Genomic DNA, 20,234 nt, shown 5'->3' with positions numbered 1-20,234 from the left:
TCAACGTGAATCCGGATTCAGAGGCTCATGCCGCCATCAATGACATGCACGCCACCGGTAGTGTAGGTCGACGCATCGCTGCCCAGGTACAAGGCCAACTGCGCGATTTCTTCAGTGCTGCCGATACGGCCCATGGGTTGGCGTTCGAGGAACTGCCGGTAGACCTGCGCTTCATCGACGCCCTGCTGAGCCGCCTGGGCGGCAATGCGCTGACGCAGCGACGGCGAGTCCACGGTACCCGGACAGATCGCATTGCAGCGAATGCCCTGGCCGACGAAGTCGATGGCGACGGACTTCGTCAGGCCTATCACCGCCGCCTTGCTGGCAGCGTAGGCAAAGCGATTCGGCACGCCCTTGATGCTGGAAGCCACCGACGACATGTTGATGATCGAGCCGCCGCCACGGGCCAGCATGCCGGGCAGGAACGCGTGGATCATCCGGTACATGGCCGTGACATTGAGGTCCAGCGAACGAGCCCAGGCCGCTTCGTCACAGTCCAGGAGGGTGCCGCTGTGCACGTAGCCCGCGCAGTTGAACAGCACGTCGAGGCCGCCGATCCGTTCGCACGCGGCGCTGATGCCTTCGGCAGATGTGACATCGAGCGTCAGCGCAGTGATCCCTTCAAGACCTGCCAACCCGCGAATATCGATGTCACAGGCGAATACTTCGGCGCCCGCCTCGGCGAACGCCATGGCGCTGGCCAGGCCGATGCCCTGTCCCGCCGCGGTCACCAGGACCCGCTTGTTCTGCATGTTCATGCCGTCTCCAGTTCCGCTGCAGTGGCGGCGGGCTTGGGTGTCCTGGCGAGCATCGAGGCAGGGATGGCCAGAATCAATCCGCCGCTAACCAGCAGACACAAGGCCAACACGTAAGTGCCATTGTTGATGTTGCCCGTCAGGGTTTCGGCCACGGCCGTGATCATCGAGCCGGTGAAGCCCGAGAGGTTGCCGATCGCGTTGATCATGCCGATGCCGGCAGCTGCGGCGACGCCTGACAGTACTGTGCCTGGCAAGGTCCAGAAGATCGGCATCAGGCTGAGGATCCCCGAGGCAGAAACGCTGAGGAACAGCACCGACAACACCAGGTTGTTGGCAAAGTAAGCGCTGAGGATCAGCCCGGCACCGCCGATAAAAGCCGGAATGGCCGCGTGCAGGCGTCGCTCGCCGGTGCGGTTGGAATGCCGTGCGTTGAGCAGCATCGCCACCACCGCCACCGAATACGGAATAGCGGTGAGCAAACCGATGTGCAGGCTGTTGGTGATACCGGTGCTCTTGATGATCGAGGGCATCCAGAAGGCCAGGCCGTAGAAACCGGTGTTGAACGTCAACAGGATCGACACCAGCAACCACACCCGAGGGTTGAAGAACACCTCACTGAGACGCGTGGCCTTGCCCTGGTTGTCGGTGTGCAGGTTGGCCTTGAGCATGGCTTTTTCCGCTGCGGACAACCATTTGGCCTTATCGATGTTGTCCGCCAGGCAGACGATCACCACGAACGCCATGATGATCGAAGGAATGCCCTCGATCAGCAGCATCCACTGCCAACCCGACAGGCCATGTACCCCTTGCATGCTGTTCATCAGCCAACCGGACAATATGCCGCCGAGGGTCAGGCTGACCGGCAGCGCGAGCAGGAAACCGGACATCACGCGGCTTTGTCGGTGGGTCGGAAACCAGTAGTTGAGGTAAAGGATGACACCAGGGAAGAACCCGGCTTCGCAGATGCCCAACAGGAAGCGCAGCACGTAGAACATGCTGCTCGATTCAATGTGGAAAAAGGCCGCCAACGGCACGGTGTAGGCCACGGCCATGGAGACCACCGCCCAGGTCAGCATGATCCGCGCGATCCAGAACCGTGCGCCAAAGCGATGCAATAGCAGGTTGCTGGGCACTTCGAAGAGGAAATAACCCCAGAAAAACATGCTGGCGCCCAAGGCATAGACGGTGTTGCTGAATTGCAGCTCGTTGAGCATATCGAGCTTGGCGAAACCGATGTTGACCCGATCGAGGTACGCCGCCATGTAACACAGCAGCAGCACCGGAAGGATGCGCCAGATGACTTTGCGGTAGGTGCGGTCTTCGAAGTCGAGTTCGCCGGCCTGCGCCTGGGCGGGCAAATGCTCGGATATGGTTTGCATGAGGTAACCCCTGGGGCATGTGGACATGCCTGATTGTTTTTATTGGGTCACGTCGAATGAGCAGCTCATCCGGCGATTGAAAGGGGACTCTACTGTCGGGAAACGATTCTTTCCCAATGGCATTTTTGGATTAGGCAATAACTCCAAGTTATCGAATAGATAAATCACTGTGGTGAGGGGATTCATCCCCTCACCACAAGTTCACCCCAGCCTTTAAACAGGTGGCATCGCGCCCAGGCGAGCGTTTTCCTTGAGGATTTCGGCGAACTCCAGCGCCGCCCCGGCCAGGGGTTCGTCCTTTCGGGTGAGGATGCCGTAATCCTGCGGCACCAGATGCAAGGGAGTGTCGAGGGTGTTGAGCTGGCCGCTCTCAAGCAGCGGATCGACCATCGCGTTGGGCAACATGCCGATCATGGGGCCGCGTTGCAGTACCTGGAGGAAGGTCTGCATGGAGATGGTATCGATCGTATTACGCGGCATCCGCACCCCGGCTTCGGCAAACGCCAATTCCATGCGCGCGCGAATCGGCGTCCCGACCGGATAGAGAATCCATGGCAGGTCCACCAGTTGTTCAAGAGCGGTGGGCCCGGTATTTGCCAGGGGGTGGCGGTTGTTCACCACGATGCAGAACGGTTCCGGCGCCAGTGGCTGGAAGTCATAGCGCTGCTGCTGGCTTTGATCGGTAAAACGCGCCACCGCGAGATCGAGTTTTTTCTCCTCAAGCATTTCCATCAGATGATTGCTGGTCTGCTCCACCACCTCGATCGACAGCAGCGGCCAGCGCTGTTTGATCTGCAGGATAGCCTCGGGCAAGGCCACCGCCGTGGCGGCAAAAATCCCGCCGACCTTGAGATAGCCATGACCGCCTTCGCGCAGGCTACTGATTTGCTCGACGAACGAACGTGCATCGTTCAAGGCAATCTGCGCATAACGCAGCACGTGCTCGCCCAACGCAGTGGGCGGCATGCTGCGCGGTCGCCGCTCGAAGAGGGCAAAGCCGAGCAGGCTTTCGATTTCCTTGAGCATCTTGCTGATGGCCGGCTGGCTGAGGTTCATTTGCTGGGCTGCCAAGTGCATGTTGCAGGTGCGTCCCAAGGTATCGATCAGCACCAGATGACGAAACTTGAGCCAGCCACAAAAGCTGGAGAACGACAGATCGGACATGAACATCCCTCGGACAGGCAATAACCGGGCGTTATCAAATACTGAATATATCTCATTGGAGTTTATCGGCTGCCCGCCCTAGCGTGAAAGCTTCACGAATCAGGAAGACTTTCCATGTCGCTACTGCTTACTCCCGAAAACACCCTGCCGGTCGATGGCTTGGCCGCAACGCTGATTGGCCGCGCCTGGGTGCCTGGCCGGATCGCCGGGCCATCGCCGATCGTGCTGCGCAGTGACGGCGTGTTCGATCTATCGGATCATTTTGCGACGTTGAGTGACTTGCTGGAGACCGAGTCGCCACTGGCAGCCGTGGAACAGACGCCTGGCACCTTCATAACCACTGTCGAAGCCCTGCTGGCCAATACGGGGGCTGGCGCCGACCCGTCCAAACCATCGTTGTTGCCGCCGTTGGACCTGCAAGTGATCAAGGCCGCTGGCGTGACCTTTGCCGCCAGCATGATCGAGCGGGTGATCGAGGAAAAAGCCGGCGGTGACGCAGCGAAATCCGAAGCCGTGCGGGCCAGCGTGCGCAGTGTGATCGGCGACAACTTGCGCGCCATCGTGCCGGGTTCCCAGCAAGCCATGCGCCTCAAGGCCCTGCTCATCGAACAGGGCATGTGGTCGCAATATCTGGAAGTCGGCATCGGCCCGGACGCGGAAATCTTCACCAAGGCGCCGGTGCTGGCTGCCGTCGGCAGCGGAAGCCAGATCGGTATTCACCCAGATTCCCAATGGAACAATCCGGAGCCGGAGGTGGTGCTGGCCGTCGACAGCCGTGGCCGGATCCACGGTGCAACCCTGGGCAACGACGTCAACCTGAGGGACTTCGAAGGCCGCAGCGCGCTGTTGTTGAGCAAGGCCAAGGACAACAATGCGTCCTGCGCCATCGGTCCGTTCATTCGCCTGTTCGACGAACATTTCAGCCTGGATGATGTGCGGGCCTGCGTGGTGGACCTGGAAGTCCAAGGTGAAGACGGCTACCGCATGCGAGGATCGAGCTCCATGAGCCAGATCAGTCGCGACCCGCAGGATCTGGTGGAGCAGACACTCAACGCCAATCACCAATACCCGGATGGTTTCCTGCTGTTTCTGGGTACTCTGTTCGCCCCCACTGAAGACCGTGACCATGCCGGCAGCGGTTTCACCCACAAACTGGGTGACCGGGTCAGCATCAGCAGCCCGTTGCTGGGAAGCCTGCACAACCAGGTGACCCATAGCTCTGACGCCGCGCCCTGGACCTTCGGCGTGGGCGCCCTGCTGCGCAACCTGGCATCGCGAGGGTTGCTCGCCCGCTGACGCAACAGAGTTTGGCGATTCTACTAATTACAAGAGAGAACGAATCATGAGTGACACACCAAGACGCCGCCTGCGCAGCGAGCAATGGTTCAACGACCCTGCCCACGCCGACATGACCGCGTTGTATGTCGAGCGCTACATGAACTACGGGATGACCCGCGAGGAGCTGCAATCGGGGCGCCCGATCATCGGCATCGCCCAGACCGGCAGCGACCTGACGCCCTGCAATCGTCATCACCTGGAGCTGGCACAACGGGTCAAGGCCGGTATTCGCGATGCCGGCGGCATTCCGATGGAATTCCCGGTGCATCCGATCGCCGAACAGTCGCGTCGCCCCACCGCCGCGCTGGATCGCAACCTGGCCTACCTGGGATTGGTGGAGATCCTTCACGGCTATCCTTTGGACGGCGTGGTGCTCACCACCGGGTGCGACAAGACCACCCCAGCCTGCCTGATGGCCGCTGCGACCACCGACCTGCCCGCCATTGTCCTGTCCGGTGGCCCGATGCTCGACGGTCACCACAAGGGCGAACTGATCGGTTCAGGCACCGTGCTCTGGCACGCTCGCAACCTGATGGCCGCCGGCGAGATCGATTACGAAGGCTTCATGGAAATGACCACCGCCGCATCGCCGTCGGTGGGTCACTGCAACACCATGGGCACTGCCTTGTCGATGAATGCCCTGGCCGAAGCCTTGGGCATGTCGCTACCCGGTTGCGCGAGCATTCCGGCGCCCTATCGCGAGCGCGGGCAAATGGCGTATGCCACCGGCAAGCGCATCTGCGAATTGGTGCTGCAAGACGTGCGACCTTCGCAGATCATGACCCGCGAGGCTTTCGAGAACGCCATCGCTGTCGCCTCGGCGCTGGGTGCTTCCAGCAATTGCCCGCCACACCTGATCGCCATCGCCCGGCACATGGGCGTCGAGCTGAGCCTGGATGATTGGCAACGGATAGGCGAGGACGTGCCGCTGCTGGTCAATTGCATGCCGGCCGGCAAGTATTTGGGTGAAGGTTTCCATCGCGCCGGCGGCGTGCCAGCGGTCATGCATGAACTGCAAAAAGCCGGGCGTCTCCATGAAGACTGCGCCACGGTGAGCGGCAAGACCATTGGCGAAATCGTCAGCAGCAGCCTGACCAGCAACGCCGATGTCATCCATCCGTTCGAAACCCCGCTCAAGCACCGTGCCGGGTTCATCGTGCTCAGCGGTAATTTTTTCGACAGCGCGATCATGAAGATGTCGGTGGTGGGCGAGGCGTTTCGCAAGACCTACCTGTCCGAACCCGGCGCTGAAAACAGCTTCGAAGCCCGAGCCATCGTGTTCGAAGGCCCGGAGGATTATCACGCGCGCATTGACGACCCGGCGCTGGACATCGACGAGCGCTGCATTCTCGTCATTCGCGGTGCCGGCACGGTGGGCTACCCGGGCAGCGCCGAAGTGGTGAACATGGCCCCGCCCGCCGCCCTGATCAAACAAGGCATCGACTCCCTGCCCTGCCTCGGCGACGGCCGCCAGAGCGGCACCTCGGCCAGCCCGTCGATCCTCAACATGTCCCCGGAAGCAGCGGTAGGCGGCGGCCTGGCGTTGCTGAAAACCAACGACCGGCTGAAAGTGGACTTGAACACACGCACCGTGAACCTGCTCATCGACGAGGCTGAAATGGCCCAGCGTCGACTGGAGTGGACGCCCAATATCCCGCCGTCGCAAACGCCTTGGCAGGAGTTGTATCGGCAACTGGTGGGACAGCTTTCCACAGGGGGGTGCCTGGAGCCGGCCACGTTGCATCTGCGGGTGATCGCCCGTAGCGGTGAGCCGCGTCATTCGCACTGACAAAATGCTACAGTCGCGCACTTATCAGGATGAGGCGATGTCATGCGGATCGTACCAATGGCTTTGGCAACAACGCTGCTGACAGGCTGCGCGACGATCAACGAAAGCTCCAGCTATGGGCATATGTGCGGCCTCCATCCCTATTGCGGCGTTTCTACCGATATCGAAATAATAAAATCCTCGACGGAGGGCAACGCCGGAGCCTACGGGGCGTTGACCCCGTTTGCGATCATCGACCTGCCTTTGAGTTTCGTCGCCGATACGTTGATCCTGCCTTACACCATTTTTCATCCGCGGGACTCCGAAGAGTAATCGTCATCCGATGGGCTCGTGGAAATCTCAATGCCATGAACTCATTGGGCTAGGAGCGAGCTTGCTCGCGATAGCCGACGGCCAGCCAACACCTCGATCGCTTGCGGCCGGCCCGGCACGTCAGACCCGACGAGCAGGAAGGTCGGTCAACCCGCCGTGACAGTCATTCCACCGTCGGCCATGACCACCGAGCCGACGATGAAGCTCGTGCGGTCCGAGGCAAGGAATGCGACGACCTCGGCGATTTCCTCAGGCTGTGCTGCGCGGCCAATGGGCGCGGCTTCGCCGTGCTGGGCCAGGAAGGCTGGACCGTCATCGACCACGTCGTTGAGGATGTTGGTCACCACATCACCGACGCCCACCGCGTTGACGCGAATCCCGTGCCCGATCGCTTCGAGCGCCAATGTGCGGGTCAGTTGGGCCAGTGCACCTTTCGACGCGGTGTAGGCAGCAATGGTCGGGAAGGCGAAATAGGACGCGTAGGACGCTATATTGACGATGGCTCCAGACTGGTTGGGCATCATCGCCTTGACCGCTTCGCGGCAATGCAGGAAGGCCGCTGTGGCGTTGACCGCCTGGATGCGTTCCCAATCTTCACGGGTCATATCGACGACCAACTTGTTGATGATGATTCCGGCGTTATTGACCAGGATATCCAACCGCCCAAATCGCTCGACAGCCAAGCCGACCGCGCGCTCCGCGGCGCCATCTTCGGTGATGTCGGCCACCAGTGGCACCAGCCCGGGGCGGGCGAGTTCTTCGACGGCGGGATTGCGGTCTTCGGCGATGACCTTGGCGCCACGCGCGTGCAGCAGCAATGCGATGGCCTTGCCGATGCCACTGGCGGCGCCGGTGACCAGCGCGATTTTGCCTTCGACTTCGTTGGGATGGGTTTGCTTGATATCAGTCATGGTGCTCTCCTGCGTTGCGAGCCGAAGAGACATTCGCCGGCTCGGCGCCTGTGAGGCGCTGTCGTTATCGACGGCTTCACTGTCTCGCAATGCAGGAGAACGAGCTTTCGCTGAATTGCCGGAACTGTCGCAGTTTTGCGCCAAGGTGAGTGCCAATGCGCCGCCGCCATCGTCCCGCGCGTTTCCATTCCCGCCCTGGGCGAACTGACCCAGCGAGTTGCTTGATCCGGGGTACGGTGGCTGCGCTAACCTAGCGCCGCCAGCCCCGGTTGAGGGGCGTCGTCGATGGAGCCTGCTGTGCACCCACACGAACATGAAGATCCGGCTGCCGCCAATGTGCCGCGCGTCACAGCCGAATCGATGCCCCGTCACTTGCCGGGAACGGCGAAGGCGTTACCACCGCTGGCACCGATGCAGGATGTCGTGCTGCAGTTCTTCAGCCATCACAGCATTGTCGAACCGATACGGGTGCCCGCCGTAGCGGAGCCTTTGCTGGTCCTGGTGCTGGCAGGCACGGCAAGGGTCGAGGAGCGTGTCCTCGGCGGCGAGTGGGAAGCGGCCATCGTGCGGGCTGGCGGTTTTTTTCTCACCAGCACCCGTGAGCCCTACGAGATGCGCTGGCAGACAATCGAATGCGAAACTTTCGAAGTGATGCACCTGTACCTCGGCCTGCCGCTGATCGACATGGCCGCCCGCGATCTGCTGGGTGAGCACGCGGTTGCGGTAAGCTTCGCCGACATTTCCGGTGCCCAGGATGAGCGGGTGAGTTTCATCGTCAATCAGCTGCGCATCGAGCTGATCGAAGAACGCCACCCCAGCCCGTTATTCGTAAACAGCCTCGCCCAGGCGCTGGCCGTGCATCTGATCCGCCGTTATCCCGACCCACACGGCAATACGCGACGCAGCAATGCGCTTCAAGCGTACAAGCTGCGACGCGTCCTCGAGGCGATGAATGAGCGGCTGGCCGATGACTTCAGCCTCGGATACCTGGCACAGATTGCCGATTTGAGTGAGTACCACTTCAGCCGGATGTTCAAGCGCGCCACGGGGCTGTCGCCATCGCAGTACTTCATCCGCCTGCGCATGGATCGGGCCCGGCGTCTGCTGGTCGAGACCGACCGCAGCGTCATCGACGTGGGGCTGGAGGTGGGGTATTCCAGCCCCAGCCATTTTTCACAGGTCTTTCGTCGCCAGATCGGTCTCACGCCCAGCGCCTACCGCCAAGGGTGAGGGATCTACAGAGGCTTTTACGATCCAGCTCATGGCATCTGAGCTCAACGCTACGGATAGCCGGCTGACGCGAAGGAACGCCATTTCAGGTATCGATTGTTCGTCGTCATTGAATTCACATGGCAACTTTCAGGGATTTATCCCATGGATCCGACCCAGAAGAATGCGCTCCGGGGCTCAGCGCCCAATCTGATCAAGCCAACGGAGTAGAACCATGCCATTCGCCAACTACAAATTCCCTGAAGGGATCCTCGACCACGCTCGCAAAGAGGAAATCATCCATCGTACGACCGAGATGTTCGTCGAGTACTTTGGCGAGCAGGTCCGCCCTTTCAGCATGGTCCTGGTCGAAGAGGTCGCAGACGGCGGCTGGGGACGTGCCGATGAAACACTGACACTTGAAAAAATGGGCTTGCCTGCAAAAGGCCGTTAACGCGCTCGCACCGCCGAAGCCATCGACCCCGTCTTGCCGGGGTCTTTACCCAATATCATGTTCCATGCGCCGTGGCCGCCACCGCCTGGAGGCCACCGAGGGCATAGCTCATCATGTGCTCGATCAGCCCCTGCGGCTCGATGCTCAATCCTTGCAGCACATGTCGCTTCAAAGGCTGATGCGCTATCAGCAAGAAAAGACAGGGCGCGAAGACACTGATTGCACTGCGCAGCGTGGTGGGATGGTCGGCCGGCAGGTTCATGATTTGGCCAAGCAAGCCCCGCAGTATGTGTGCCTTGGGGAAAGACTGCTCCTTGAGCACCGCCTCGAATTCGGGAGACGGCGAAAGCAGTTCACGTGTCAGCACTTTCAGCGCCCAACCATCCGGGTGGTTATGCACGCGCTCGACCAACAGTGTGATGAGCGCGCGCAGTTTGTCTTGCGGCGAGCCTGGCTGCTCGCTGAGGGAAATCAGCGTTTGCAATTGCACGAGTCGGGCATGGGCTTCGAGCAACACCGCACGATACAACCCTTCCTTGTTGACGAAATGGTAATTCACAGCCGCACTGTTGGCGTGTGAATGCTCGCAAATCTGCTTGCTGGTGGTATTGGCCAGCCCCTGTTCAGCAAACAACTCGCCCGCTTTTTCCAGGATTTGCAGCCGCGTTGCTCGCCCATCGAGCCGCGACGCGCGGGATGGGGAAGGCTTGCCAATGGCATTGTCCATGAGCTCAACTCTCGATAGTTATAATTCAAATTTGACTTTTTATTTCGGGCTACCTATTTTGGTCCCGTCATTGTCCCTTTACAACACCGCGTGAAGGCTCTGCCCCGGATATCTGCAGGTTTTCACGCCTCAGCAAGGAATCATCGTCATGGAAGCGCGCGTAATGACACCTTTCACCTACTTCTCATTGCCGATGCAGAAGCAGTTCCTGGTCAATCATAAAGCCGTACAGGGTAAGCCCTACGCCAAATTTTTCCGCTCGAAGATCAATGTGCCGCTCAGCGCAGTGGAGAAGATCCAGCAAGGACCGATGCCCCTGGCCGATACCCTGACTCCAAGTGTTGAAGACCTCAATCGCATGCTGGCGGCGGATTTCGTCAGCGAAGAGGCCGGATACGCCCTGCTGCCCGGTCCGATGGCCTATGTGCAAAGTCGCAAGTTTTTCCCTAACTGCACCGCCAACATGCTCAAGTGGTGGTTCATGTGGCATCCACTGGAGGCCGAACGCTATACCCTGTGGTTCCCCTATGCCCATGTGGAAAACCCCTGCGTCCATAACGAACGCCTCACCGATGACACCCTGAACTTTGAACAGAGCTTGTATGGAAACACCTTCTGCGCGTCCGAATACGTCGGTGACCGCCTTATGCACCTGCACATCCACTTCAGGGATCCATGCGAGCTGGGTTTCTCTGCGGACCTGTATCGCGAATCAAAAATAGACGGCAGCGTCAGCGCCTTGATGAGCCTGGCGGATCAGCCGCAAGTGCCGATATCGCTCATGGTGCACTTGTTCAAGGAATGCCCCGAAGGCTTGTACCTGACCAGCCGTTACTGGGTGGGCAGCCACCCAGCGATGCTGCGTTTTCCCGGTGCCGAACGCGCCGCGCAGTTGTTGAAGGAAAACGGGTTTGGGGAAGCCGAACTGGAAACCCTGGCTTATGAATTTGCTGTGCATGATCTGTGTGAGTTCAACCACCTGGCCAGTATCCTGCCTGGCCTTCATGCACAGTTCAGCGGCGCGGCGTAAGGCCAATCCTCACCCTTGAACAGGCTTCGGCGGCGCCTTACTCCGCCGCCGAAGTCGTACGCAACACGCCGTTCAACAGAAGCGTCGTGAATTCATTGATGTCACCCTCCACTTCCAGTTGCTCAGTCAACAGCCTGTACCAGCAAAATCCGAAGATCATGTCCAACAACAACTCACGGGACGTGTCCTTGGGCAACTCACCTTGCTGGATGGCGTTTTCCACCAGCTTTCGCGGCAATTCCCGACGACGCTCCATGAATTCATCCTTCAGCTTGGGCAGCGTACTGGGGTCGAGCTGGGCTTCAGCGATGACACACCGAAACGCCTCCCCGCAAATCGTTTCTCTCCAGACCTTCCACAGATTGAGCAGCAGGAAATTGAGGTTCTCCTTGAAGGATCCTTTATCAGGCTCCTTGCGAATCTGCTCGCTTTCGCTCTCGTAGACTTCGGCGATCAAAGCCGCCTTGTTACCCCACCATCGATAGATGGTCGGCTTGCTCGCGCCGGCACGGCGAGCCACAGCCTCGATACTCAACCCTGAATAACCGCACTCCTTGAGTGTTTCTATAGCGGAGATGATGATCGCTTTGTGCGTATGTGGGCTCCTCAATGAGCCAATGGAGCTCCGAGACGGTTTACGGGCCATAATTCAAAATCTCCAATATGGCGCTTGACAAAAGAGACGCAAGGTATAGGATTCTCTCGAAAAGCAATGAAACGGATCGTTTCGTTTTGTATGTTTTTATGATCTAAGTTTCTGCTTAACTGCACACCTCAATAGCGGAACTTGCCACTAGATAGGAAGAAACCCGATAAATAGTCATCAATTTTTAACAAGACCTTAACGATACGGCACGTTTCGTATCATACATAATAATAGAAGGATAATAAACCCGTTCTCCCTCAAAGGAACTGTAGTTTTCCCCCTTGAGGAGCCCGATTTCCGGGCATAGGACTGCCAACGACACTTTGCGGGCACCGTTAGATAGTTTCTAAATATTTCATGCATCGGTCACGGCTATCCGCTGGCAGGTGAAGAAAGGAATCTGGAGGAAGTACACGTGAATAAAGTAGGAATTGTGAGCTATGGCGCGGGCATCCCGGTGTGCCGCCTTAAAGTGGAAGACGTGATCCACGTCTGGAAAAACACAGACTTGAGTCTGGTCACCAACCAACTGGGCGTCGTTGAAAGGGCTGTACTCCAACCCGATGAGGACGTCATTACCTTGAGTGTCCTGGCCGCTCAACGTGCGCTGGACAAAGCCCCTTCTTGCGACCTGGAAGCGCTGTACCTGGGTACGTGCACCAACCCATATGACTCCCGCGCCTCGGCCGCGGTCATTCTGGAAATGCTCGGCTGCGGTTATGACGCCTTCTGCGCGGACGTACAGTTTGCCGGCAAATCAGGCACCAGCGCCCTGCAGATCGCCTATGCCCTGGTAGCCTCGGGCATGGCCGGCAATGCACTGGCAATAGGCGCCGATACGATCAACCGCAACACCGCCCCCGGCGACTTGACCGAGTCCTACGCCGGAGCGGGAGCCGCCGCACTGTTGTTGGGTACTGAAAATGTGATCGCGCATTTCGATGCCAGCTTTTCTTGCGCCGCCGATGTGGCTGACAACATCCGCCCCCAGGGAGACCGCTACATTCGCTCAGGAATGGGGCTGGGCTCCGACAAGAACAGCATTGGCCTTGAAGACCAGACCCATCGTGCTGCGTCGGGATTGATGGCCAAGATGAATGTACAGGCCAGCGATTTCGACTATGTCGTATTCCAGCAAAACCTGGTTTCGACCCCCTTCTCTCTTGGCAAAGGCCTGGGCTTCACCAAAGCGCAGATCGAACCTGGCATTTATGCCCAGAGTGTCGGTGATGCGGGGGCCGCGAGTCCGTTGCTGGGCTTGGTGAGCGTACTGGACCGAGCGCGTCCGGGTGAAAAAATCCTCTTGGTGTCGTACGGGTTTGGTGCGGGCAGCGATGCGATTGCGTTGACAGTGACCGATGCCATCGAAGCCTACCAAAAGACCAACGTTGCGCTGCGCACGCTGCTGGAAGACAAGTATTACGTGGATTACGGGACGTCGATCAAGTACGAGTTCAAATACTTGCGGCCTGACTACGCCCTGACAGCCTACCTCTGATTCCCAACCATCCAGCAAGGAGCACTTCCAATGAGCGCACGACGCGTTGCTATCGTTTCGGCTGCCTATACTTCCAAACCCGGCAGCTCCAGAGTCCGTCAAACCTTCAAGGAGATGATCGTCGAGTCCGCCTATCAGGCGCTCAACGCCATCAAGATGCATCCCCGTGAACTTCAGGCAGTCGCTTATGGATATCACGGTGAAGGTATTTCCGAATACGGCGGCCTGGGCCCGACTATTTCCGATGCCCTGGGCATCAGCCCTGCCCCGACGTTCATGAGCACTGCCAACTGCACCAGCAGCTCGGTTTCCTTTCAGATGGCCCATCAGATGGTCGCCTCGGGTGAGTACGACATCGTCCTGTGTGGTGGCTTTGAAAAAATGACCGACCACTTCAACTATGCCGAATACATCGGCTCCAGTACCGAATGTGAGTACGATTATTTCCTGGGCATTTCGCACACCGACGCCTTTGCCCTCGCAACCGCCGAATATTTTGAAAAATTTGGCTATGCAGGACGCGAAGCGGATGTCCTGGCAACGTTTGGTCGGCAAATGCGCATCTATGCGCACAACACGCCCACGGCAACCCGCTATGGCGTGCCGGTGCCATCCCTTGAAACCCTCAAGAACAGCGAAGCATGTGGCTCGATGCTGGCCTGGGGTGAAGCCAGCGGTTGCGCCATCCTGGTCGCCGAACACCTGGCGCACCGCTACACGACCCAACCGGTATTCGTCCGTGGTTGTGCCTATACCGGCGTATCCCATTATTTCGGGACGCGCTATCACAACCCGACCCTGAAATATCCAGGCCTGCCAAAAGACGTCGGCATGGCGGTTTCCGCCAACTCCATTGCTTGCGCCGAAATCGCCTACAAAAAAGCCGGCATCACCGCCAAGGATATCGATGTGGCCCAAGTCTACGACTTGCTGGGTGCCGGATTGATTCAGATGGAATCCATGGGCGTATGTGGTCCAGGCCAGGCAGGCGACTTTGTATTGGAAGGCGGCATAGCCCTCGACGGGCAACTGCCATTAAACACCGATGGCGGCAATATTGGCCGCGGCCACGCCTCTGGTTGCGACGGCATCCTGCACATTACCGAGCTGTTCCGACAACTTCGCGGCGAGTCCAACAACCAAGTCAAGGACGCTCGCATTGGCGTCTCGCAGAACTTGGGCGGTTACGCCGCGCATAACAGCGTCATTGTGCTTTCCAACGATTAAGGAGCCGACCATGTCCCTTTACCCAGAACAAATACACCGCATGACCACCGCCAGCATGTTGCGCGAATGGCGCGAACATGGCGGAAAATATCGTCTCGAAGGCAGCCGCTGCCAGGATTGCGAAGAAATCTTCTTCCCACGGCGCACCGTCTGCGGCGCATGCAACTCATTGAACGTGGAACCGTATCGCTGCGCACGCACCGGCACGATCCAGGTCAGCGCCCATGCTGAAAACCCCATTCTCGCGGCCATGGGATATGGCGAAACCGTCCCGCGCTTCATGGCAATGGTGCGCCTGGACGATGGCTTGGTGATCGCCTCGGAAATCGTCGATGTCGTCGATCCCCGGCAAGTCGTGACTGGAGCACCAGTGCGAATGGTTATTCGCAAGCACGTTCGGGAAAGCAACCTGGCGTGGCAATACGCTTATAAATTCGTATTGGCGAAATAACAAACAAGTTACTGCTGCATACCGCGCCATCCATAACAACAGTCGCTATTTCCGGCCAACCGGCCCGTTGTTTGATTCTGCTTTTCAGAGTCCTGCTTTGCCATTGCCTTAAACGTGGTTTTCTACTCTTTATTGGCTTTCAGCCGAGGACTTGTCATGTCTACTCTTTGCAAACCCAGCTTGCTTTTCCCGCATTACAAAATTACCCAACAACAGATGATCGATCACTTGGAACAGTTGCATGACGATCATCCGCGCATGGCATTGGCTAAACGGATGATTCAAAACACCCAAGTCAATGAACGGTATCTGGTCTTGCCCATCGATGAACTTGCGGTGCATACCGGCTTTACCCACCGCAGCATCGTGTATGAGCGAGAGGCTCGCCGCATGTCTTCAATCGCCGCGCGCCAGGCCATTGAAAACGCGGGCTTGACCACGGACGACATCCGGATGGTCGCCGTTACCTCTTGCACCGGGTTCATGATGCCATCGCTGACAGCCCACCTGATCAATGACTTGGGACTGCGAACGTCGACCGTACAATTGCCGATCGCTCAATTGGGATGCGTGGCAGGCGCCGCGGCGATTAATCGAGCCAACGACTTTGCCAGCCTGTCTCCAGACAACCACGCCCTTATTGTCTCGCTGGAGTTCTCGTCACTCTGCTATCAACCACAGGACACCAAGTTGCACGCGTTCATATCCGCAGCGCTGTTCGGCGATGCCGTCTCGGCCTGCGTAATGCGCGCCGACGATAAGGCGCCGGGATTCAAGATCGCCAAAACCGGCTCTTATTTCCTGCCTGACAGCGAGCACTACATTAAATATGACGTCAAGGACAGCGGCTTTCACTTCACCCTGGACAAAGCCGTCATGAACTCCATTAAAGACGTGGCCCCGATGATGGAGGAATTGAACTTCGAGACCTTCAACCAACATTGCGCTCAAAATGACTTTTTCATCTTCCACACCGGTGGACGAAAAATTCTTGATGAGCTGGTGCTGCAGCTCGATCTGGAACCTGGCAGGGTCGCGCAGTCTCGCGACAGCTTGAGCGAGGCCGGCAATATTGCCAGCGTGGTGGTCTTCGACGTCCTCAAGCGCCAGTTCGACAGCGGGCCGGCCAATGGAGCGACCGGCATGCTGGCAGCCTTCGGCCCTGGCTTCACAGCTGAAATGGCCGTGGGCAAGTGGGTGGCCTGACAGACCAACACATTGCACGCACCAAGCCGGGGGCGGATCCGCCCCTGGCTACAGGAGTATCGAACACAAGCGTTCACCCGTTTCGAGAAAACGTCGAAAGGGCTAAGGAAAGAAGGGGAAGAACATGGAGAGTACGTATCTTGCCACTCGACCTTGGGGTGGCTACGAAAGACGCATGGTCGTTCTTTTGTCGCTGAGCTTCGGGCTGGTAGGACTTGATCGATTCATTATCATGCCGTTGTTCCCGGTGATCATGCATGACCTGGCCCTGGACTATCAGGACCTGGGCCTGTTATCGGCGATCCTGGCATTTGCCTGGGGAGGCTCGGCCCTCTTCATGGGCGTTGCTATCAGGCGATTGGGCACCAAGCAACTGCTGGTGCTTTCGATTACCTTGGTATCGCTCCTGGCCGGCGCATCTGCGTTGATCTCAAGCCTTATGGGCCTGGTGCTCCTGCGCGCCTTGATGGGGATCTGCGAAGGCGCCTTCACCCCGGTCAGCATCATTGTCACCGATGAAGTTTCGCAGCCGTGCCGACGCGGGCTCAACCTGGGCATCCAGCAGGCACTGTTTCCCATCATCGGCCTGTGCCTGGGGCCGCTGCTGGCGGGCGTATTGTTTGAAATGTTCGGATCGTGGCGCGCCGTGTTCGCCATCATCTCGTTGCCGGGCCTGCTGGTGGCCTGGTATCTGTATCGAACCTACCAACCGAGCCAGGCGCCCCATCCAAGGCCGCTCGTAGAACCCTCCGGCAGCCAATGGCGAACAGCCCTGTCCAGCGGCAACGTGCGCCTCAACATTGCCTTGATGCTATGCATACTGACGTGCCAATTCGTCCTGTGCGCCCTGCTCCCCAGCTACCTGACAGACGTCTTGCACCTGAGCAATTTCTCCATGGCCATGATCATCTCCGCGATCGGCCTGGGTGGTTTTTTCGGCCAGCTCGTCATTCCCGGTTTGTCTGACCAACTGGGCCGCAAGCCTGTCGTTTCCATCTGCTTCCTGATCAGCACACTACTGGTCGGCTTGCTCATCATTTCCCCGCCGTTACCGTGGCTACTGTTCCTCCAGCTGTTCTTTTTATCTTTCATCAATTTCAGCCTGATCTGCATCACCGTCGGCCCACTGACCAGCGAATCAGTGCCACCCAGTTTACTGGCCACCGCTACGGGCCTGGTGGTGGGTTGCGGAGAAATCCTGGGCGGTGGCGTTGCGCCCGTGGTCGCCGGGTACATCGCCGTGAACTGGGGGCTTACCGCCATTCTGTTTCTGGCACTGGCTGGTAGTTTGATGGGCGGGTTGCTGTCCCTGCGGCTCAAGGAAGCCAGCCCTGTTTTCAATGACCGTGCGGACTACGGCCCCCTGCCCGCTCGCTTGACGCTGGAGGATAAGTGATGACGCATTACGTAATGCTATTGGACTCGCCGCAGCCGCTGCGCGGGCTGGGTGTATTCGACTTCAAATCCGGGCAAAGCCTGGAAGTACGATCACCGCAGGGAAACCTTTATGAAGCCCTGAGCCACTGCGCTCGCCTGAACATGGATTGGGAATCCTACCTCAGGAGCCTCCCATCGACGCCCTATCCGCTCTCGCCCACAGGCGCGAAATACAGGCCGCCGCTCAAACCCGATGACAACTTGGCTGTTCAGGTCAGCGAGATCACACTGTGCACCGCCAAGACGGAACAGGCCTGGTATTACAAAGGCAACGGTCGATTGCTCAAGACTGACGGGGACCCGTTGCAGATTCCTTACCACGCCCAAAGCATCAGCAGCGAGCCATGCATTGTCTGCCTTTACTGGGTCGACCATTTTGGCGCGCTGCGCTTCATTGGTTTTACGTTGGGCACCGATATCCAGGATCATGTGCTGCACAGCCGTGACGCCGTTTCCTCCACCCATGCGCGTTTGCGGACCTGCGCCATCGCCCCCGCCCTGATCCTGGGAGAGTTACAGGCTGACTTGGCCATCAACGTCCAGATAGAACGCGACGGCCTGCCCCTGGCGGCGAGCCACCATCGGATGAGCGTGCACCGCTGGCAAAGCCTGCGTCGGTATTCGCAAGGCTTCCTGGAGAAACATGAGCAATTTCTCGAACCTGGGCTGGTTCACTATGTCTTCCATAGCTTGAGCCACCGCACTACGCCGGTGCCACTGCAGCATGGCGATTGGCTCAGCATTGATTGCCCCGAATTGGAATTGACCATGAGCAATCAAATCGTCGAGGAAGAACTGGCGTCGCTGCTTCCCCTGCCCAAGCCGCACGCTTCGCACAATCCGTGCAGCGAACATCCCCTGTCGGCGCCTAAAAAGTTCTAGAGGCTTGGCGCTGGGAGGTTTTCGACGAAGACACGGATAATCATCCGGCCAAATCCGCTAGCCGCCCATCATCTGCCACAACGAAGCCCCCACGCCGGTCATGCTCTCTCCGGCAATCAATCCGGCGGCAGCGGTGATGGCAAAGCGTTCAGTAAGGCTCGGCCAGCGGCTGCTCACAGCCCACGTGAGCACCGCACCGAGGGCCATCATCAGTGATATCGAGGCGGGCAAGACGAATGCCAGGCCCAAAGCCGCCGTGCTGGGAAGATAACGGGCGCGACGCTCGGGCAACAGGCTGTCGAAAACGCCCAGCAGCAAACCGACCGCACCGCCGACGAAAATCGCCCAGCGGATGCTCACCGACAACGAATCCAGGCCATGGGTCAAGGTTTGCGCCACGGCTTTCCATGTGGCGACCGCCGGGGCCGGCCACTCTTCGGAGAGCAGCATGGCTTGAGGATCGGGGATCAACGCCAGATAGGCCAATACGCCAACAATGCTACCGACGAAAATCCCCAGCGTCTGGGCGAACAACTGCTTGCGCGGCGTCGCACCAATCGCCCGGCCCACCTTGAAATCATTCATCAAATCCGTGCACTGGCCGGCTGAACCTCCGGCAGTGTTGGCGCTCATCAAATTGATCGGCACCTGCCCCGGTGCAACGATGCCGAAGCTCAGTTGGGACAATTGACCGATGGCACCGATGGGCGGGATACCCGTCGCGCCCACCACTCTCGCCGCCACGGCCGCCAGGCAGATCGCCAGGGGAATGGTCAGCAATGCCATCCACGGGCTGATACCGAACAATAGCGTCTGCAGGCCGACCACCAAGACAATCGCCAACAGAAAACCGCTGGCAGGCCCTGCCTTGGGCCGCGTCCATATTGCCGCGCCGCCCGCCTTGGTCGACGCATGCAAGGCCCACAGACGAATCGCCAGGGAGGCCAGCGTCGAACACACCATCAGACTGACGCCGGGCCACAGCAGCCATTCCACCAACGCAGCGAACTGCGGGCCGCTGCTGCCTTGCGGCAATTGCACCAGCCCCTGCTCCAGCAGCCACGGCGCCAGCCCACCCCACGCCAGCACGGCGCCAAGCAGCAGCGTCAGGCCAACCCGAATACCGATGATCCCACCGAACCCCACCAACAGCAGCGAAGGGTCAGCGGTAAAGGTCAGGCGCTCCAAGTGGCTGTTGGGCGACCAACGTGGAAAGGCCCAGAAAAAGGTGTCCACCCACTTGACCGTTGCGGACAGCAATGCGGCACTGAGCAGCACCTTCAAACGCGTCGCCGCCTCATGACCATGGTTGTAGATGTGCAGCAGGGTTTCCAGGGTCGCCATCCCTTCGGGAAATTTCAGCGCCTTGTCGTTGAGCAGCGACGGGCGCAGGTACCACGCAATCCAGATTCCCAGGAAGCTCACCGAGAAGACCCAGGCAACCATCGGGATAACATCCAACTGTTCGCCGGTCAGCAACGTGTAGGCCGGAATGGGCGCGACCAGTCCACCGGAAATGATCGACGCAGCGGCAGAAGCCACCGTCTGGTTGATGTTGCTTTCGTGCAGCGTCCAGGGCAGCCCGTCGGCTGAACGCCGGGCCAGGCCCTGCCAGATGCCATAGCCGATCAGCAGGGCAATGATCGACATGTTGAACGACCAACCGATCTTCAACCCCGCGTATACATTGGAGGGTGTCAGCAGGATACCGAGCACGATGCCCGTGCTGACCGCACGCACGCTGAACTCGCGCTCGACAGGAGGGCTCAAGGGAATCGATGAAGAGGTTGGCAGCATGCGAAATCCTTATCGGCAA

Annotated in this window: 19 protein-coding genes; 12 read left to right on the top strand and 7 right to left on the bottom strand. The window is 58.9% G+C overall.

Features of this window, described 5'->3' with window-relative positions:
* Positions 1-17: 17 nt before the first annotated feature.
* The 3 genes from PFLQ2_RS16585 to PFLQ2_RS16595 form a co-directional block, all read right to left on the bottom strand.
* The gene (locus tag PFLQ2_RS16585; RefSeq protein ID WP_003180761.1) at positions 18-758 is read right to left on the bottom strand and encodes an SDR family oxidoreductase; all 741 of its coding nucleotides are present in this window, start codon (positions 756-758) and stop codon (positions 18-20) included.
* Positions 755-2,137, bottom strand: coding sequence for an MFS transporter (locus PFLQ2_RS16590; protein WP_003180758.1), 1,383 nt, complete (start codon positions 2,135-2,137; stop codon positions 755-757). The genes PFLQ2_RS16585 and PFLQ2_RS16590 overlap by 4 nt, the downstream gene beginning before the upstream one ends.
* Before the next feature lie 213 nt (positions 2,138-2,350).
* A complete protein-coding gene (locus PFLQ2_RS16595; protein WP_003180757.1) occupies positions 2,351-3,301 on the bottom strand; it encodes a LysR family transcriptional regulator in 951 nt (316 codons plus the stop codon).
* A gap of 114 nt (positions 3,302-3,415) precedes the next feature.
* On the opposite strand from PFLQ2_RS16595, the gene PFLQ2_RS16600 reads away from it, so the two are divergent.
* From PFLQ2_RS16600 to PFLQ2_RS16610, 3 genes are read left to right on the top strand one after another with little or no spacing between them, the layout of a single operon-like run.
* Positions 3,416-4,597 (top strand): fumarylacetoacetate hydrolase family protein, encoded by a 1,182-nt coding sequence (locus tag PFLQ2_RS16600; RefSeq protein WP_003180755.1) that lies wholly within the window; start codon positions 3,416-3,418, stop codon positions 4,595-4,597.
* Between the two features lie 46 nt (positions 4,598-4,643).
* Entirely contained in the window at positions 4,644-6,428 is a 1,785-nt protein-coding gene (locus tag PFLQ2_RS16605) for an IlvD/Edd family dehydratase (protein ID WP_003180753.1), read from the top strand.
* 57 nt (positions 6,429-6,485) lie between these two features.
* Positions 6,486-6,740, top strand: a complete 255-nt coding sequence (locus tag PFLQ2_RS16610; protein ID WP_225970862.1) for a YceK/YidQ family lipoprotein — start codon at positions 6,486-6,488, stop codon at positions 6,738-6,740.
* Between the two features lie 146 nt (positions 6,741-6,886).
* On the opposite strand, the gene PFLQ2_RS16615 is transcribed toward PFLQ2_RS16610, so the two are convergent.
* Positions 6,887-7,651 (bottom strand): SDR family NAD(P)-dependent oxidoreductase, encoded by a 765-nt coding sequence (locus PFLQ2_RS16615; protein WP_003180749.1) that lies wholly within the window; start codon positions 7,649-7,651, stop codon positions 6,887-6,889.
* 360 nt (positions 7,652-8,011) lie between these two features.
* On the opposite strand from PFLQ2_RS16615, the gene PFLQ2_RS16620 reads away from it, so the two are divergent.
* The gene (locus PFLQ2_RS16620) at positions 8,012-8,881 is read left to right on the top strand and encodes a helix-turn-helix domain-containing protein (protein WP_033046447.1); all 870 of its coding nucleotides are present in this window, start codon (positions 8,012-8,014) and stop codon (positions 8,879-8,881) included.
* 214 nt (positions 8,882-9,095) lie between these two features.
* A complete protein-coding gene (locus PFLQ2_RS16625; RefSeq protein WP_003180746.1) occupies positions 9,096-9,314 on the top strand; it encodes a tautomerase family protein in 219 nt (72 codons plus the stop codon).
* A 55-nt stretch (positions 9,315-9,369) separates the two neighbouring features.
* Here PFLQ2_RS16625 and PFLQ2_RS16630 read toward each other — a convergent pair whose 3' ends face one another.
* Positions 9,370-10,041 carry a TetR/AcrR family transcriptional regulator gene (locus PFLQ2_RS16630; RefSeq protein ID WP_003180742.1) on the bottom strand — a complete coding sequence of 224 codons (672 nt, stop codon included), beginning with the start codon at positions 10,039-10,041 and terminating at the stop codon, positions 9,370-9,372.
* Positions 10,042-10,189: 148 nt separating this feature from the next.
* On the opposite strand from PFLQ2_RS16630, the gene phlG reads away from it, so the two are divergent.
* Positions 10,190-11,071 carry a 2,4-diacetylphloroglucinol hydrolase gene (gene phlG, locus PFLQ2_RS16635; RefSeq protein WP_003180740.1) on the top strand — a complete coding sequence of 294 codons (882 nt, stop codon included), beginning with the start codon at positions 10,190-10,192 and terminating at the stop codon, positions 11,069-11,071.
* A gap of 37 nt (positions 11,072-11,108) precedes the next feature.
* Here the strand turns inward: phlG and PFLQ2_RS16640 are convergent, their stop codons facing one another.
* Entirely contained in the window at positions 11,109-11,717 is a 609-nt protein-coding gene (locus PFLQ2_RS16640; RefSeq protein WP_003180738.1) for a TetR/AcrR family transcriptional regulator, read from the bottom strand.
* A 415-nt stretch (positions 11,718-12,132) separates the two neighbouring features.
* On the opposite strand from PFLQ2_RS16640, the gene PFLQ2_RS16645 reads away from it, so the two are divergent.
* From PFLQ2_RS16645 to PFLQ2_RS16670, 6 genes are all read left to right on the top strand, one after another.
* Complete coding sequence (locus PFLQ2_RS16645; RefSeq protein ID WP_003180733.1) at positions 12,133-13,215, top strand: hydroxymethylglutaryl-CoA synthase; 1,083 nt, start codon at positions 12,133-12,135, stop codon at positions 13,213-13,215.
* Positions 13,216-13,245: 30 nt separating this feature from the next.
* A complete protein-coding gene (locus tag PFLQ2_RS16650; RefSeq protein WP_003180730.1) occupies positions 13,246-14,442 on the top strand; it encodes a thiolase family protein in 1,197 nt (398 codons plus the stop codon).
* Positions 14,443-14,452: 10 nt separating this feature from the next.
* Positions 14,453-14,893 (top strand): Zn-ribbon domain-containing OB-fold protein, encoded by a 441-nt coding sequence (locus PFLQ2_RS16655; protein ID WP_003180729.1) that lies wholly within the window; start codon positions 14,453-14,455, stop codon positions 14,891-14,893.
* 156 nt (positions 14,894-15,049) lie between these two features.
* Positions 15,050-16,099, top strand: coding sequence for a type III polyketide synthase (locus PFLQ2_RS16660; RefSeq protein WP_003180727.1), 1,050 nt, complete (start codon positions 15,050-15,052; stop codon positions 16,097-16,099).
* A 124-nt stretch (positions 16,100-16,223) separates the two neighbouring features.
* Positions 16,224-17,495: an MFS transporter gene (locus PFLQ2_RS16665; RefSeq protein ID WP_003180725.1), complete on the top strand. Its 1,272-nt coding sequence runs from the start codon at positions 16,224-16,226 to the stop codon at positions 17,493-17,495.
* Positions 17,495-18,418 carry a hypothetical protein gene (locus tag PFLQ2_RS16670; RefSeq protein ID WP_003180722.1) on the top strand — a complete coding sequence of 308 codons (924 nt, stop codon included), beginning with the start codon at positions 17,495-17,497 and terminating at the stop codon, positions 18,416-18,418. Before PFLQ2_RS16665 ends, PFLQ2_RS16670 begins: the two co-directional genes overlap by 1 nt.
* Before the next feature lie 57 nt (positions 18,419-18,475).
* Here PFLQ2_RS16670 and PFLQ2_RS16675 read toward each other — a convergent pair whose 3' ends face one another.
* The gene (locus tag PFLQ2_RS16675; RefSeq protein ID WP_003180721.1) at positions 18,476-20,215 is read right to left on the bottom strand and encodes an OPT family oligopeptide transporter; all 1,740 of its coding nucleotides are present in this window, start codon (positions 20,213-20,215) and stop codon (positions 18,476-18,478) included.
* Positions 20,216-20,234: the final 19 nt, after the last annotated feature.

This window comes from Pseudomonas fluorescens Q2-87 (assembly GCF_000281895.1).
Classification (GTDB): domain Bacteria; phylum Pseudomonadota; class Gammaproteobacteria; order Pseudomonadales; family Pseudomonadaceae; genus Aquipseudomonas; species Aquipseudomonas fluorescens_S.
The sequence above is the reverse complement of the archived record's forward strand: the minus strand, read 5'-3'. Positions and strand labels throughout refer to the sequence as shown.